At 63.8% G+C, this 15151-nt stretch carries 16 protein-coding genes and 1 pseudogene; 6 read left to right on the top strand and 11 right to left on the bottom strand.

The window, feature by feature from the left end:
* Positions 1 to 5: 5 nt before the first annotated feature.
* Complete coding sequence (locus tag CS062_RS04005; protein WP_099860182.1) at positions 6 to 1331, bottom strand: amidohydrolase family protein; 1326 nt, start codon at positions 1329 to 1331, stop codon at positions 6 to 8.
* A gap of 127 nt (positions 1332 to 1458) precedes the next feature.
* Here CS062_RS04005 and CS062_RS04000 point away from each other — a divergent pair, with 127 nt between their 5' ends.
* Positions 1459 to 2373, top strand: a complete 915-nt coding sequence (locus CS062_RS04000; protein ID WP_099860180.1) for a LysR family transcriptional regulator — start codon at positions 1459 to 1461, stop codon at positions 2371 to 2373.
* A gap of 92 nt (positions 2374 to 2465) precedes the next feature.
* Here the strand turns inward: CS062_RS04000 and CS062_RS03995 are convergent, their stop codons facing one another.
* The 4 genes from CS062_RS03995 to CS062_RS03980 form a co-directional block, all read right to left on the bottom strand.
* Positions 2466 to 2948 (bottom strand): GreA/GreB family elongation factor, encoded by a 483-nt coding sequence (locus CS062_RS03995; protein WP_099860179.1) that lies wholly within the window; start codon positions 2946 to 2948, stop codon positions 2466 to 2468.
* Between the two features lie 69 nt (positions 2949 to 3017).
* Positions 3018 to 4181, bottom strand: a complete 1164-nt coding sequence (locus CS062_RS03990) for a GGDEF domain-containing protein (RefSeq protein WP_099860177.1) — start codon at positions 4179 to 4181, stop codon at positions 3018 to 3020.
* Positions 4182 to 4615: 434 nt separating this feature from the next.
* Positions 4616 to 5398, bottom strand: a complete 783-nt coding sequence (locus CS062_RS03985; protein WP_099860176.1) for an SDR family oxidoreductase — start codon at positions 5396 to 5398, stop codon at positions 4616 to 4618.
* Positions 5395 to 5724 carry a nuclear transport factor 2 family protein gene (locus CS062_RS03980; RefSeq protein WP_099860174.1) on the bottom strand — a complete coding sequence of 110 codons (330 nt, stop codon included), beginning with the start codon at positions 5722 to 5724 and terminating at the stop codon, positions 5395 to 5397. The genes CS062_RS03985 and CS062_RS03980 overlap by 4 nt, the downstream gene beginning before the upstream one ends.
* A 98-nt stretch (positions 5725 to 5822) precedes the next feature.
* On the opposite strand from CS062_RS03980, the gene CS062_RS03975 reads away from it, so the two are divergent.
* A complete protein-coding gene (locus tag CS062_RS03975) occupies positions 5823 to 6734 on the top strand; it encodes a LysR family transcriptional regulator (RefSeq protein ID WP_099860173.1) in 912 nt (303 codons plus the stop codon).
* A gap of 81 nt (positions 6735 to 6815) precedes the next feature.
* Here CS062_RS03975 and CS062_RS03970 read toward each other — a convergent pair whose 3' ends face one another.
* Positions 6816 to 8000 carry an L-dopachrome tautomerase-related protein gene (locus CS062_RS03970; protein WP_099860172.1) on the bottom strand — a complete coding sequence of 395 codons (1185 nt, stop codon included), beginning with the start codon at positions 7998 to 8000 and terminating at the stop codon, positions 6816 to 6818.
* Between the two features lie 155 nt (positions 8001 to 8155).
* Positions 8156 to 8950, bottom strand: a complete 795-nt coding sequence (locus CS062_RS03965; RefSeq protein ID WP_099860170.1) for an SDR family NAD(P)-dependent oxidoreductase — start codon at positions 8948 to 8950, stop codon at positions 8156 to 8158.
* A 172-nt stretch (positions 8951 to 9122) separates the two neighbouring features.
* On the opposite strand from CS062_RS03965, the gene CS062_RS03960 reads away from it, so the two are divergent.
* Positions 9123 to 10049, top strand: coding sequence for a LysR family transcriptional regulator (locus CS062_RS03960; protein ID WP_233217900.1), 927 nt, complete (start codon positions 9123 to 9125; stop codon positions 10047 to 10049).
* A 41-nt stretch (positions 10050 to 10090) separates the two neighbouring features.
* Here the strand turns inward: CS062_RS03960 and CS062_RS03955 are convergent, their stop codons facing one another.
* Together CS062_RS03955 and CS062_RS25725 are read right to left on the bottom strand one after the other, a co-directional pair.
* Complete coding sequence (locus CS062_RS03955) at positions 10091 to 10285, bottom strand: putative quinol monooxygenase (protein WP_099860168.1); 195 nt, start codon at positions 10283 to 10285, stop codon at positions 10091 to 10093.
* Between the two features lie 118 nt (positions 10286 to 10403).
* A complete protein-coding gene (locus tag CS062_RS25725) occupies positions 10404 to 10916 on the bottom strand; it encodes a cupin domain-containing protein (RefSeq protein WP_143742246.1) in 513 nt (170 codons plus the stop codon).
* 662 nt (positions 10917 to 11578) lie between these two features.
* Between CS062_RS25725 and CS062_RS03940 the strand changes: the two genes are divergently transcribed.
* From CS062_RS03940 to CS062_RS03935, 3 genes are all read left to right on the top strand, one after another.
* Positions 11579 to 12184: a PEP-CTERM sorting domain-containing protein gene (locus CS062_RS03940; RefSeq protein WP_099860164.1), complete on the top strand. Its 606-nt coding sequence runs from the start codon at positions 11579 to 11581 to the stop codon at positions 12182 to 12184.
* Between the two features lie 338 nt (positions 12185 to 12522).
* Entirely contained in the window at positions 12523 to 12849 is a 327-nt protein-coding gene (locus CS062_RS26095; RefSeq protein ID WP_158238657.1) for a hypothetical protein, read from the top strand.
* A 117-nt stretch (positions 12850 to 12966) separates the two neighbouring features.
* A complete protein-coding gene (locus tag CS062_RS03935) occupies positions 12967 to 13428 on the top strand; it encodes a RidA family protein (RefSeq protein WP_099860162.1) in 462 nt (153 codons plus the stop codon).
* Positions 13429 to 13658: 230 nt separating this feature from the next.
* Here the strand turns inward: CS062_RS03935 and CS062_RS26745 are convergent.
* Positions 13659 to 13842, bottom strand: a pseudogene (locus CS062_RS26745) (hypothetical protein); the annotation flags it as partial.
* 356 nt (positions 13843 to 14198) lie between these two features.
* Positions 14199 to 15110 (bottom strand): AraC family transcriptional regulator, encoded by a 912-nt coding sequence (locus CS062_RS03925; RefSeq protein WP_099860161.1) that lies wholly within the window; start codon positions 15108 to 15110, stop codon positions 14199 to 14201.
* Positions 15111 to 15151: the final 41 nt, after the last annotated feature.

The following is a 15151-nucleotide window of genomic DNA, read 5'->3' as shown; positions in this document are numbered from 1 at the left end:
GCAGCTCAGGCTGCCGTCTTGAATAGATCGGTGCGATAACCGCTGGCGTCGATCAAGTAGTCCAGCGAGGCGTTCGCGTCCGAGCTCAGCTGCGCCAGGTCCACACCGATGAGCTTGCCGTCGCGCTTGCGGATCACACCATCCACCATGACCGTGTCGACGTCGGAGCGCTCCACGGCCTGGACGATCGTGCCGATGGCGTTCGTGACCGGGAACACCGCCGCGCCGTCAGTCCGGACCATGATCAGGTCGGCCTGCTTGCCGGGCGTCAGCGTCCCGACGCCATCGGCGATGCCGGCCGCACGCGCGCCATTCACCGTTGCGGCTCGGAGCACTTCTTCGACGCCGATGGGCGCAGCGACGTTCGCCTCGCCGCGGAAGCGGCGATACCGCATGGCTGCTCGCTGCTGGTTGAACAGGGCGTGCATCTCGCCAAACATGTCGCTCCCGAACGCCGTGTCCAGGTCGATGCCCAGGGCCGGTGCGAGGCCGTGATCGACAGCGACTTGATAGGCGAACGATTCGTCATCGAACCCGAAGAGAGCGTCCGATCGCGGATTGATCGTGATGTTCACGCCGGCGTCGGCAAGCAGCTTCCAGGTCTCCGCCGGCACGCGGGTGCAGTGGTTGAAGATGTTGTCCGGGCCGAGGATGCCGGGCTTGGCGAACTCGGGGCCGAGCTTGGCGAGATCTCCGATGAACTCGGTGAGGATGCGCATGTCGAGTTGACGAGCGACCTCCCACCAGTCCAGCTTCAGCTGACCGAACAACCCCACCTGAATGCGGCTGTTCTGGGTATTCCATCGCTCGGCCAGGCGCTTCAGATCCTGCGGCAGGTGCGACACGCTGGCTTGCTTGTCCATCGCAGCGCCAACCATGTGGACAGCGCGGATGCCTGACTGATTCAGCGCGTCGATGGCGGCATCGGTGTGGTCGGGGCTGCGCGAACTGTGGCAGGCATCGACGATCGTGGTGATGCCCGCGTCCAGGGAAGCGATCGCGGTCAGCCTGTTGCTGACAAACATGTCCTGAGGCCGGTAGTGGGCGCCAAGCTTCTCGGCGACGACGTCGATGTAGGCGAACAGGTCGTCCACGTCCGGCATCAGGCGACGCATCACCCCGAGCCACGCATGGTGGTGGGCGTCGATGAACCCGGGCATGACGATGGTGCCCTTGGCATCGATGATCTCCGCGTCGCCAGCCTGCAGATTCGCCCCTACCGCGGCGATCTTGTCGCCATGTACCAGGACGTCGCCGAGGGCGAGATTGGGGACGACGGGATCCATCGTGATGACGGTGCCGCCTTTGAAGAGGATGTTGCGGTTCGACATGGAAAGCTCCGAAGAATGAAGGGGACGGAGCGGATGATGCGAACCGGGGCGTTTTTGATAAAGGTGGTGCTGTTCAATTCATCTTTGCTTAAAGTCACAGATCGTTGAGCACGGCATCGGAGCTGAGATGAGCTTTGACGGAAGGTTGCTGGCCGGAATGAGCGTCCTGGCGGCGGTGGTGGAGAGCGGAAGCTTCAGCAGGGCTGGAGAGGTGTTGGGGATGTCTGCCTCCGGGATCAGCCGGTCTGTTGCGCGGCTGGAGAAGCGCCTGGGTGTGCGCTTGCTTGACCGCACGACGCGATCGGTGCGTCTCACCGGCGAGGGCGCGCGGTTGTATGAACGCGCTGTCCCTCATCTGGAAGGAATTGAAGAGGCCGCGAATTTCGCTTCAGGCGCAGCTTCAAGCGTGCGAGGGCTATTGCGCGTGAGCCTGAACCCGCTGTTTGCGCGTCATGTGCTCGCGCCGGCGCTGCCGCGATTGCAGGCGCTTCACCCAGAGCTTGAACTCCAGGTGGTTCAGCACCCGGATGCGGGCGACCTGGTCGCAGATGGCATCGATGTGGCGGTTCGTTTCGGACCGCAACCGCCGTCCACCATGACTTCGAGGCTCCTCCTGGAAACCCGGGTGCTCACGGTGGCCGCCCCTGCATACCTGGCCCGGCACGGGCGACCACGGACTCCGGCCAAGCTGGAAGGCCACAACTGCATCCAGTACATCGATCCGCAACGGGGCCGGCCCTTTGCTTGGGAGTTTCACCGCGGCCGTGAGGTGCAGCCTGTTCAGACGTCTGGCCATTTGACGGTGTCCGATGCCGACACCCTGGTGCATGCGTGCTTGGCCGGCGCAGGGATTGCCCAAGTATTGGCGCTGGGTGTTGAGCACCTGATTGAAGGCGGGCATCTCATCGAGTTGTTCCCGGACTGGCCGGGTGAAACGTTCCCGCTCTACGCGATCCGACCCACCCGGCGCCTTGCTCCCGCTGCCGTCGAGGCGTTTTTGAGGTTCTGTACGGAACTCTGTGAAAGCTCGGCGAGCGACTGACGCATCTTGAAGAAGTCGATGGAGGTTCGAAACGCCGCAGATGCCAGTCGCTGGCGAAGGCAGTGCAACGCCTCACCTTCGAGGCTCGACGCTCATTCAACCCATATCACCTCGAACTGTTGTCGGGCAGATCCGATCTGAATCGATACCTCATCGCCTTCGCACTTGCCCAGTAGCGCATTGCCCAGTGGCGCCTTGATGCTGATGACCTGAACCCGCTGAGCGTCGTTCACCAGCTGCATGCTGCCCCCGTCCGGGCCGAGGAACAGGTGCTGCTGCTTGTCGTCGGCATCTGCCAGGCAGACCAACGCGCCGAGCTGGATCCCTCTCGCGGCGTCGTACGCGCCCGGCCGGAACTGGCGCCAGCTGGCCATCGCCTCGCGGATGGCCTCGGCGCGACGCGCTTGACCGGTGGCCAGGTAGGCGGCCTCGAGACCCAGGGTGTCGTACTTGTTCTCGGCGATGTTCTCTTCGTGAGTCGCCGTCTCATGCGCCGTGCGTGCGGACTGCTCGGCGTGCAGCAGGTCTGCGGCAAGCCGTTCCAGGACCTGCTGCTGCAGCAAGGATTTATCCATGATGAAAGGTGGGAATCGAACGGGCGCGAGCGCCGTGATTGTGAAGCCGTCTGTCGTGCCGTCGGATTGTCAGCGCGGCGGTCCGGGCACGAGCGGGACCAGCTCCATGCGGTCGCGACCCTTGCGCTTGGACGCGTAGAGCGCCTCGTCGGCCTGCTTCAGCCAGTGCGACAGTTCCGCGTCGGGCTGGCTCGACAAGGTCGCGCCGATGCTGAGGGACACCGGCTCCGGCGTCACGAACATCTCGCGCGCCTGCAGCGAGAATGCCTCGCGCAAATCCTGGCCCCATGTCAGCGCGGTGGCGCTGGAGACGCCTCGCAGCAGGATCACGAATTCGTCCCCGCCCAGCCGCGCGGCGAGCGAACCCAAGGGAAGCGCGCCGCGGATGAGCTCACTCAGGGTCAGCAGCAGGCGGTCGCCGGCGGCGTGACCGTGCAGGTCGTTGACCTGCTTGAAGTGGTCGATGTCGATCAGCAGCAGGGCGCAAGGGCTGGCCGGGGAGGCTTGCTCCAGCAGCGCGGGTGCGCGCAGGTAGAGCGCGCGTCGGTTGTCCAGATCGGTCAGCGGGTCGCGTGCGGCGATCTCCGCGATGCGCTCCTCGCGGCGATGTCGCTCGGTGCCCGTCATTGACATCGCCAGCAGCATGATCGCCATCACGCCTTCCACCAGCGATACCAGAATCACCGTGCCGCGGAAACCGGCCAAGTTGACGACGGCGTCCGGGGCCACGGCCGAACTGGCCTTGGCGAGGTAGAACAGGCCGTGGGCCAGCAGGACGAAGCGCAGCTGCGCCGCGCCGGGGCTCAGCACGCCGCCGTGGGGACGGAGCAGCAGACCGGCGCGCAGGGTGATGACGGCGATCAGCAATGACTGGATCCCCAGCATCGCCTTGGACCACCAGGGCCCGTCGGGCAGCAGCAGCATCGCGAGCCAGACGACGGCCAGCAACCACCAGGCGCGTGGCAGACGGGTGCGCGTGAATCGCGCGACACCGGCCAGGAACATCCAGTGGGCGCCGATCAGCAAGCCATTGGGGAACCAGATGCCGAACAGCACATGGCCGCTGGAGCGCAGCAAAGCTAGCACGCTGCCCACGGCGATGATGGCAAAGCCGGCGCTCCAGAGCAGCAGCGAAGGTTCGCGCACGCTGTCCCACTCCGCAGCCAGGTACAGCGCCGAGGCAGCGGCCATGGCTGCGGTGAGGACGAGCAGGGTGAAGGGATCGAGAACCATGGCCAACGGATGAGTGGGTGCGTGCAGGCGCCCATTGTTGGCCATAGGAAGATCCCGCAGCGTGCTGAATGCCCGGCTCTGGCACGAGCTCTGCGCGAAGAAGGTGTCGGTCAGAGCGGCGCAACGCGCCGCGGCGAAGAGTTCCTGACAGCCTTCAGAGGCGCCCTTTTTAATGCCGACTGCGCGTATGAAGTGGACGGGCGGATGCGGATCGAAGCAATTCGTTGATCGGTATGCCCCCAACCGCGGAGCAGGAGGTGCTGAAGAAGCACGAGGCTCGGAAGGAATAGGCTCCGGCGCGGAGTTCAATCTGCTGCATCGCACCGGAGCCTTCTCCAGCTCTATCGCCGCCAAACCAGCGTGTGGCGGCTGAAGGCTCCGTTCTTCATCTGGTTCCGAAGCTCAGTGCCTGCGCTACCGCCTGGACGAAGCGCCTAGAGTGTTGAGACCGTGCCGCCATCAATGCGGTACTCGAATCCAGCGGAGGATGCCGAGCGCGGCGACGCCAGGAACACGATCAAATCGGCAACCTCCTGCGGCGTGGCTGCCCTGCCGATAGGAATGCCGCCAAGGGCATCCATGATGATCTTCTTGCCACCCTCGTAGTCGGTGCCGGCATCGGCGCCGATACGCTTCGCGAATACCTCGGACGCCTCGGTCATGATCCAGCCCGGCGCAACGCTCAGCACACGGACACCCTTGGGGGTGACTTCGCGTGAGAGGGCCTTGCTGTAGGTCGTCAGTGCCCCCTTGGAAGCGGCATAGGCAGTGGTTGCATCGGGGAGCGGCAGAACCCGCTGAATCGAGCTCACATGAATGACCACACCGGAGCCTTGCGCGAGCATCGACGGTACGAGTTCCCGGTCCAGGCGCACGGCGGGTAGCAGGTTCAGACCCAACTCGGAAAGCCAGTGCTCGTCGGTGAGCGCAGCAAAGCCGCCCGAGGGGGCATTCGAGCCGCCAAGCACGTTGATCAGCAGGTCAACGCCGCCCCATGCCTTGAGAACGGAAGAGGAGAGGGCTTTGACGCCCTCTGCCGTCGACAAGTCGGCAAGGATGTACGACACGCCTTCGACCGGCGCTTCCGGTGCTTTGCGAGCGGACGTCGCCACGCGGGCGCCTCCCTCCACCAGTGCACGCACGACCGCGGCGCCGAGTCCCTTGGTTCCGCCAGTGACGACGGCCCGCAGGCCGTTCAATTGAAGGTCGAAGCTCATACCGACACCTCCATGTGCCCGATCAGACCGCGTTCGAGGCGGAAGAAGAATTTCATGTCGAGCGGGCTGCCCGCGAAGTTGCCGGTCACGTGCGCCTTCACCGCGTGAACGCCTTCGATCAGCTCGACAGAGAAGGGCTCGGTGGTGCATGTGTACTTCGCATCGGCCGCCTTTTTCCACGCCCGGATCGCATCGCGACCGGTGTAGACCTCGTCGTTGTCCCTGACCTCCGCTTCCGGGGTGAAGCATTGGGCGACGCGGTCAGGACCTTGCTTGTCCGCCACGAAGTAAGCGGCGATCGGGGCGGGGAGAGACAAAGAGGACATGGTGCGCTTTCAAGTTCCGATGGATCGAAGAATGCGGCCGCGCCTTAATTTAGAGAATCTCCTAGAATCGGCATGGACTATGTAGATACGAATACACAATGCGAGGATCCGACTTCGCCGAGCTCAAGGCATTCATTGCGGTCGTTGAAAGGCAGAGCTTTGCCCGCGCTGCCGAGCATCTCGGCTTGTCACCGTCGGCGTTGAGCCAGACCATCCGCCAGCTGGAAAGTCGCATCGGTGCGCGCCTGTTGAATCGCACGACAAGGAGCGTCGCCCCGTCCGCGAGCGGCGAGCAGCTCTATGCACGCGTGGCGCCGCTGTTCCGTGAAATGGCCGACGCCGTTGCCGAGGCAAGCGATGCGACCGGGCAGATGAGTGGGACCTTGCGGATCAACACCCTCGGCATCGCCGCAAGAACGCTCATTGCACCAAGGCTGCAGCGCTTCCATCAGGTCTACCCCGACGTGGTGCTGGATATCGTGGTGGACGACGGATTGGCGGACATCGTGGCGAGCCGCTTCGACGCGGGCATACGGGTCGGCGGCCAGCTCAAGAAGGACATGATTGCCATCCGTCTGTCTACCGACATGAAGATGATGGCCGTTGCCTCTCCGGACTATCTGGCCCGCCACGGCACGCCCAAGATGCCTGCCGATCTACACGACCACTCGTGCATCAACTGGCGACTCCAGTCCGACGGGAGGTTCTACCGGTGGGAGTTCGCGAAGCGCGGCAAGCGGCACGAGATCGCCGTCAACGGCCCGATCGTCACCAACCATCCCGACATCGGCCTGGCGGCGGCGGTCAGCGGTCTGGGCATTGCCTACCACTTCGAGGTGGATCAGGTCGACGAGCTGCTCAGGCAAGGGCGCCTTGTACAGATCCTGTCCGACTGGACCATCTCTCGTCCCGGCTTGTTCCTGTATTACTCCAACCGGCAGCATCGCCCTGCGATGCTGGGGGCATTCATCGACTGCATGTTGGACCGGGGGCCGTTCGGCGCGGCTTGACCCGACATCCCGAGATGTTCACGGACCTAGCTGGACGGCCGGTGGGTCGCGGTCGCTCCGCGCATTCGGAGGGGCTGTCCTTCAGGGCTTCAGTCGCCACAGCTGGTAGCGCTCCGTCCCGGGCTTCACCGCGCCAGCGAAGTGCGCATTGAGCCTGCTCGCGGTGAACACGATGTCGCCGTTCGGCGCCAGCGTGGCGGTGTCGGGCCAGAACACGTCGTCGTTGCTTGCCACGACTTTGGCGTCTCCGGTCTGAATGTTCATTCGAACCAGGCCGTTGTGCGTCACGTCGGTGATGTAGAGGTGCCCATCGCGCCCGAACACGATGCCGTCGGAGTTGCCGCCGACATCGCCGACGGTCTCCACCGCGGCGCCGCGCGCGTCCTCGCTGAGCGTTGGAGACAAGAGCGCCTCTACCGGGATGCGGAAGACTGTGGTCCCCGTAGTGACGGCCCAGTACAGCGTCCGACGGTCCGGCGACAGCGCGATGCCGTTGATGCCCAGCACCAGCGGATTGCCTGGCCAGACGGCCTCGCCATGTGACGTCACGCTCACGCCGGCGACGGGCATCACCGACCGGTGCTGATGCAACACGCGGGTAGCGCGACCAGACGCGAAGTCCGCCACGATGAGGCCTGCCTGGTTCCTCGGCGCGCTGCGCAAGCCGCTATCCGAGATGTAGGCAAGCTTCCGGACTTCGTCCACCGCCACATCGTTCAAGAAGCTGCCGCTCCGGTCGGCCACCGCGTCAAGCGGGATGATCTTCATCACGCTCCCGCTCTTGAGCTCGTAGACGACCAGCTTCTGGCCGCCGACCGGCGCCTCCTTCTCCCCAGCCACGAAGCCCATGTCCAGCGCCCATAGCCAGCCGTTGCGGTTGTCTACATGAAAGCCCAGGACGTTCCGCAGGTGTGCAGTGGGCGCCTTGGTGACAGAGTTGCCTTCCACGGACGGGAACGCCCGGAGCCGCGCTGGGCCATCCGAATAGCTCGTGTCGAGAACGCTCAGCGTGGACGGCGCCTTGGGCGACAACAGGCGCGGCGTGCTGACAAACACGCGCGACTGGCTGTCCATGTGAACGCCAGCAATCGGGGCGTTCGACGACTCGGCATCGGCTTGGTTGCCGGCCTGCGTAGACGCCCAAGTCACGCCGGAGTAGCTGCGCCACATCTCAAGCTGCGGTCCAGCCGCTTGTGCCTGAGCGGCGGCGCCAACCAGAGCTGCGGCAACCAGCCGCCGAATGCCTTTCACTGCTGCGATATGCATTTAGTCTTCCTTCTGATAGTTCGCCTCACTCTGCCGGGGCAGCGTCCAGGAGCGTTGGCTCTTGCCCATCGATGGCAGAGAGGCGTGGCGCGTACGGGGCGACCCGACGGGCGAAGCGGATCACTGGCGAGGCCGAAGCCGCGCCGTGCCGGCGGTTACAGGATGGAGCGGTAGCTGCCACCTTCGACCCGAACGGCGGCACCATTCGATGCCGCGCCCAGCGGGCTGGCCAGCAGCGCAACCATGGCGGCGATCTCGTCGGCTTCGATCATTCGCGCGATGAGCGAGCTGGAGCGGTACGTCTTGAAGAAGTGCGCTTCGATCTCTGCATCGGACATGCCCGGCCGAGGGGCGGTCGCGCGCAGGTAGTCAACGATGCCCTCGGAGCGAGTGGCTGCCGGCAGCACGCTGTTGACCGTGACTTGCGTGCCCTTGGTCAGTTCTGCCATCCCGCGCGCGACCGCCAGTTGCGCAGACTTGCTGACGCCGTAATGGACCATGTCCGGCGGCGTGAAGGCCCCCACCTCGCTGGAGATGAAGAGGACCCGGCCCCAGTTCTGCTTGAGCATCTTTGGGAAGTAGTGACGGGAGAGGCGGACCCCGGACATGACGTTCAGTTCCAGCATCCGCGTCCAGTCTTCGTCCGTGATTTCGGCAAAGGGCTTGGCTTCGTAAAAGCCAAGGTTGTTCACGAGGATGTCCACGGCAGGCGTCGACTCGATCAGAGCCTTCACGCCGTGCGGCGTCGCGAGGTCGGTCACGACGGTGTGCACGACGGCCGACGCAGCCGCGTCCTTGATGGCGGAAGCGGCGTCAGCCAGCTTCCCCGGGCTGCGGCCTGTGATGGTCACTTCCGCGCCTTCTTTGGCAAGGGTCTTGGCGATGGCCAATCCGATGCCAGCAGTCGCGCCGGTCACCAGGGCAGTCTTCTTCGTCAGTTGGAGGTCCATACTATTGCTCGGTTGCTGAGTCCATCTATGCCGCCCTGGGTCGGTGGCGGCGCTTGGACCAACTTTGTCAGGACGACCGAACGCGAAAAAGGCGCGCCGGGGAACATCAATTTGGAATGCCGTTCAAAGGTCGGCGCGATGGAATAGCGGAATGGATAACCGAAGCGGTGAGATGGCAGTGTTTGTGCGGGTCGTCGAGGACGGCAGCTTCTCGGCGGCAGCCAAGACGCTGGACATGTCGCCGTCGGCTGTCAGCAAACTGGTGACGCGCCTGGAAGAGCGCTTGGGTGTGGTGCTGTTTCTGAGGTCGACGCGCGAGCTCGCCCTGACGACGGAAGGCGAGGACTTCTACGAGTCGTCGCGTCGGATACTTGAGGACCTCGAGGAAGCGGAGCAGTCCGTGGGCACCGGCTCGGTGGAACCATCTGGCCTGCTGCGGGTGAACACGTCCATCCCCTTCGGCACGCATCAACTTGTCCCGCTGTTGCGGGAGTTCCGCGAGCGCTACCCGAGAGTCCAGGTCGATCTGTCACTGACCGACCAGGTGGTGGACCTCACCAGGGAGCGCGTGGACGTGGCGGTGCGAGTGGGGAAACTGGCCGACGCGAACTTCAAAGCGAGGATGCTTGGAAGCAGTCGTTATGCGGTAGTCGCGAGCCCTGACTATCTGAAGGACCATGGAACGCCCCGCCATCCGAGCGAACTCGTGGGCCATGCCTGCGTCGGGTTCAACTTCAAGCGCTCCGTGTCACCGTGGCCGTTTCAGACGGACGGGCAAGTCAACGAAGTGCCGGTCAGGGCCAGCGTGTTCACCAACAATGGCGAAACCATGCTTGATTTGGTCCTGCACGGAATGGGAATCGCGCGGCTCGGACGTTTTCACGTTGACCGGTTCTTGAAGAGCGGCCAGGTCGTTGAGCTGCTCGCCGAGTTCAATCCGGGTGATGTCGAGGAGCTCCACGCCGTCTTCCCGGCCAAGCGGCACATGTCGAGACGGGTTCGCGCATTCATCGACTTCCTCACCGAGCGTGTCAGCCCGAATCTGTTGACCGCGGCCGAACCGCTTGAGGCTCGGCAGGCAGAACGACGAAGCGCCTGACCAAGTCGACGACTTCGGCCAGGCGGTGTGCTTGGAAGAGCTCAGGCAATCTTGCGGTAGGTCTGCAAGCTGAACTGACCAATCAGGTGGCCACCGGTGCGGCGGAACTCCTCGATGGCTTGGCTTCGCATGTGGCGGTTCCAGGCGTCTTCACTCTCCCAGGTCTCGACGAAGAGCACAACCTCGGGCTCATTGGTCGACACATGCAGGTCGTACTGAATGCAGCCAGGCGCCAGGCGCCAGGCGCGTCGCTGCTACCAGCTTGCGCTGTGCCGCGACGAGTGCTTCGATGGAGCTGCTCTTCGCCCTGGCCTGGGCGATCACGATGAGGTGGTCAGACATTCGCGCGTCCGCTCACTTCTTGGAAACCGGCGGGTATTCATTGACGTCTTCGGGGCCGGGCTCACCCTTGAGCCAGTTCACCACCCATCCGCTTTCGAGGATGTTCAGCGTCTGGGAGCCGGCGGGCAGCCAGGCCTCGTGAACGACACCACCAGGCATCCGCATGAAGCCACCGTTCTCGATCACATAGCGCTTGCCGTCGGATTCGAAGATGTGGCTACCGCCCACCAGTACGACGTGGGTCTCACCCAGGGTGTGCGTGTGCTTCTTGATGTGAACCGGCACAGGCGTGCGGAACATGAGCATCGTCAGATTGGTCTTGGGGTCCGACCGCAGAATCGCGTACTCGGGCGAGTCTTTTCCGGCGGAAGGAATGGTCTTTACCCAGTTCAACTGCGACGGGTTGATGAGTTCCACTGCTTCGCTGATCGAAGCGGCATCAGGCGCGGCGGAGGCTGGAACGCTCACCATGAGGGCGGCGGCTGCAACGGCGGCAACCGCGAAGGTGGATAGGACGGCTTTCATTTGAGTTCCCCAAAGGGCTGTTTCGGTACCCAAACTGTGCCCAGCCGACGACGACGGAAAAAGATGCTTGGTGGAACAGCATTGCTGCACTGGATTCACAGGTCCGGCGAGTGCAGAACGGTCGCTCAAGGAAACGGCGCGGTGCAAACTTTGCGACGCTCTTAGGGGAGATCGCCGATGTCGGCTTCGCAGCGGTTGCTGCCGCTCACCACCGGGAATCGGCTGCACGCTGACCGTCATCAAGCAGTCGTTCGGTCTGGCCGGCAACCGTGCTCACTGGGGTCGGCTGCGCGAGGTGCAGCGGTCGTTCGTGCCGGTCGGTGGAAATTTCGGGACGCGGTGCGCGCAAGACTTGGGGCGCACGCCGTTCACGATGTCGTCGAGCAGCTCGGAGCGACGGCGGTCGACGAACCGACCTGGCCGGAGGACTACTCGGACACCAGGCCAGTGGGAGCCTTTGTGGACCGCGTGGGCGTGGCCGTCCAACGCGATCGAGCCACGGGCGTAGAGCCAGCCGTATTGGCCGGCAACGGCCGGGGCGGCGCAAGCCTGCGACCCGAGATACTTCGCGGCTTTGCCGGTCATCCTGGACGCACAGCTAGGGATTGCGCCCTTCGCCAACAGCTACGAAGGTGCGTCACTCCCACCGACGAGGTACCCCCATGAAGTCAGCACTGATCGGCCTGCTCCTGGCCGCCCTCCTACAGACGCCATTTGCGCAGCGCGTCACCGGCGACGTCAGCTTTGATCAAGCAACCAAGCTCTACACATACACCTACCAGGTCGACTTCCGCGGATTTCCGGAGACCGGCACGCTGATTTTCGGCTTGTACTACCACCGCTATCTGCAGCAGACGCCGGTGGCGCACACCGAGCCGGATGACTGGAACATGACGCTGGGCTACGGGGGGTGGTTTTCCGCGAATCTCCACGGCCAGAGCCTGCAATGGATGCCGAACGACCTACAGGCGCCGCGGCATCCGACGGAACCCACTACCTTCTCGTTCACCACGCCGCGCGCCCCCGGCACCGATCAGGTGCCCAACTTCTACGTCTACACCGGTCTCGTCCCGAACAACTATCCGAACATCGTCGGTCATGTGGTCGGCCCCGATCTCTTCTGGACACCGCCGCTGCCCCCGATCCCCGTACCGGAGCCGTCGTCGGCGCTCTTCCTATTGCTCGGCGTGGGCGCACTCGCCGCGCGCGCGGCTAAGGGCGGCGCGGTCTGGAACAGAACCGGATGCTCGCGCACGGAAGTCATCTGACCCAGTCGGCCCAGATGTCACTCCACCTCACTTTAGGTGGAACTCTCGATCGGCGAGGCGGTCAGCAGACCCGCAGGGCGCACAGGGCTCCGAGCTTCAAGCGATTCATAGAAAGATCCGGTCTGTCGGCAATTTCTCGGACGACACCCACTACAGGGGAAGCGTAGAAGTGCGTCGTGAGATGCAACTCTGAGACTTGCGCCGTGGGGCGCTGGGAGCGACGCGCATGTGTGCAGGTCCATTTCATCTGTGCTCTGCCAGGTCGACGAGAACTTCTACCTAACCCCCGATGGTTGGCATCTACGAAGGTCTGGCTTGGCGAGAACTTCGGACAACCGATGGCTGTAGATGACGGGTGGGAGGTCTACGCCAGCGTCGAGGGGCATTGCATCGAACTGATCTGCGAAGAGCTGGACGAGTGGCAACTTCATGTCCAGGTAGTTTCCGAGCACGGAAACCTGAGATTCTGCAGGCAGGTATGCGGTTTGGCTCGAGCGTTGGGTTGCAAGCTCTACTCGCCGGAATTCGAAACGCTCGTCGAACCGACGCTCGAGGCGGTACAGCGTCTGATGCTCCGATCAGAGGCCTGGGATCATGCCTTGCAGAGCGGGGCAATTGTTCCGCCTTCGCCCAACTCGGCACAGGCGACATCAGACCGGCCGTAGGCAGCTATGCCCTATGGAATAGGAGCACTTCGCTCGTTCAGGGCTGCTGGGAGTAGCGCGCTTGCCGGAGCATTGCTCTGACTTTTGAGAGTCGCCTCAACATACCTAGGAGCAATCATGACCCAGAACGCAAATGCCCTGTCCAAGGAAATCGCCAACTTGAACGTCCCTTGGGAAGATGCCTATGGCTACGCACAGGCCGTCAAGGTGGGCAATACGATCTACGTGTCAGGCCAACTGAGCCACGACGCCGAGGGCAAGCTGATCGCAGCAGCCCCATTGAACGACGCTGGTCGCCCGTCGGAGTTCTCGAACATGGGGCTGCAGATGCAAACCACCTACGAGAACGCCCGCAAGCTGCTGTCGCACTTCGGCGCGAGCTTCGATCAAGTCGTCGAGGAGACGCTGTTCGTTCTTGATGTGCCTGCAGCGTTCGCGGTGGCAGGCGATGTGCGCCGGACGGTCTACGGAAAGACGCCGCGCGTGGCGAGCAACCTCATCGGCGTTTCGAGCCTCGCCTTCCCGGAGCAACTCATCGAGATCACCTTCCGCGTAGACTTGTCGCTGCCGAAGGCCTAACTCGGCCGAGGCGCCGGGGCAGGACCGTTAGTGCGTCGGCGCCGCAACTCCCCGTGTAAATGCATTTCCTGCCAGGGCCCAGCGGGCGCGCTGTGAGGATGAAATTCGGGGATGGCGTACCAAAGTTAGGGGCCTGCGGCCCGTGGCGGCATGGCTGACTTTGTTGATCCTATCAAGGGACGCCGCGCACCTGCCTCTCTCAGACCCCCTGAGCATGTCGTGCGCGCAGCTCAAGACACCTTGAAGGTCGCCACCGAAGCAGACAACCGCTGCGCCTGCGCTTGGAGCGCTACCTGCAGCCGCAGCGCATTCCTCGACCAGTGCCGCGCTCTGCTGCGTCACCTGGTCCATCTGGGCGATGGCCTGGTTAATCTGCTCGATGCCGCAACGCTGCTCCTGAGCAGCGTTTGCAATCACGTTCACCCGGGCGTTTACCTGTCTGCGCCGTTATTGTCGCCAGGGGACCAGGACCAGGACCGAGCCGCAAGGGCCCACTCGTGCGCGTCCCAAGAGCGGCAGGCAGGTGTCGGGCCGCCGCTGCATGACCATATGACCTCATAGCCGGAACCAAGGGCGAAGCGGCCGGCCAGATCGTCTGTGCTCAGATGACCGCTTTCGACAGTAGCGGTCGTTGACGCGTGGACCCGCGAACGACTCACATCAGCCTGTTACTGTCATAGCAAGGCGACCGGCCGGTCCGTAGCGAAATCGGACGTCGTGATATCCAAAATCGATCCTCGAATTAGACAGATAAGCGAGAGGCGGCCGAACTAGCTTTGATTGGCGCCTTCCGACTCGCGCGCGTACTGTGTTGGAGGCTTGCCCACATGTCGTGAGAAGGCGACGCTGAAAGTGCTTGCCGACGCGTAGCCAACGCGCTCCGCGACATCAGCAATGGCTACTTCCCGTCGACGAAGCATGTCCTTCGCGAGTGCCATCCGCCAGGCCAGCAGGTACTCCATGGGCGCCATGCCCACCGCGCGATTGAAGCGCTCGAAGAATGTCGTGCGAGAGAGTGCCGCCTCCTTGGCGAGATCCATCACCGTCCACGGCCTGGCGGGCTGCTCGTGCATCGCCCGTATGGCCGCGGCGAGACGCACATCGGTGAGCGCGCGCACCAGTCCAGGCGGCGACGCAGCGCTGGCGTTTGAGCGCAAGGCCTCGATCAGCAGCACTTCGAGAAGACGAGTGAGGATGAGCTCGCGCGCCGGGCGCTGGTCTCGTGATTCCTGGCCGACGAGATGCACGAGCGTCGCGAGCCGCTGCTCGCCGCGCACGTGGACGAGCTCCGGCAGCAACGAGACCAGTAACGCGGCGTCCTGCGAGCCGAAGCTGCAATGGCCTGCCACGATTCGCAGGTCGATGGGTTCGTCCGCGTCGCCGATCCTGAAGATTCCCGGGGCCAGCGCCACAGGCAGGGTGTTGGCGGTGTCGCTGGGCGCCTCAAAGCTGGACATGGTGACGCCAAACGCCGCAGGCACCAAAGCAAAGTCGCCAGCTTCAAGCACGAGCGGCTCCCGCCCATCGAGCATCAGGCGGCACCTGCCCTCAAGCACCGCGCAGTAGAACGGCTGACCCGCATCCGAGCGGTGAACCCGCCACTTGCCAGCGCCGATGACGTTCTTGGAGAACCGAGCGGTCGGCTGCAGCAGCAGCACCACCTCGGCAAGCGGATCGACCACGGCCGTACTCTTGCAAATGAAAAGCGGACTTCGGAGTGTAG

Origin of the sequence: Roseateles chitinivorans, assembly GCF_002761755.1 — a bacterium.
Lineage (GTDB): Bacteria > Pseudomonadota > Gammaproteobacteria > Burkholderiales > Burkholderiaceae_C > Roseateles > Roseateles chitinivorans.
Note: the sequence above shows the minus strand (reverse complement) of the source record. Positions and strands in the feature narration are given on the sequence as shown.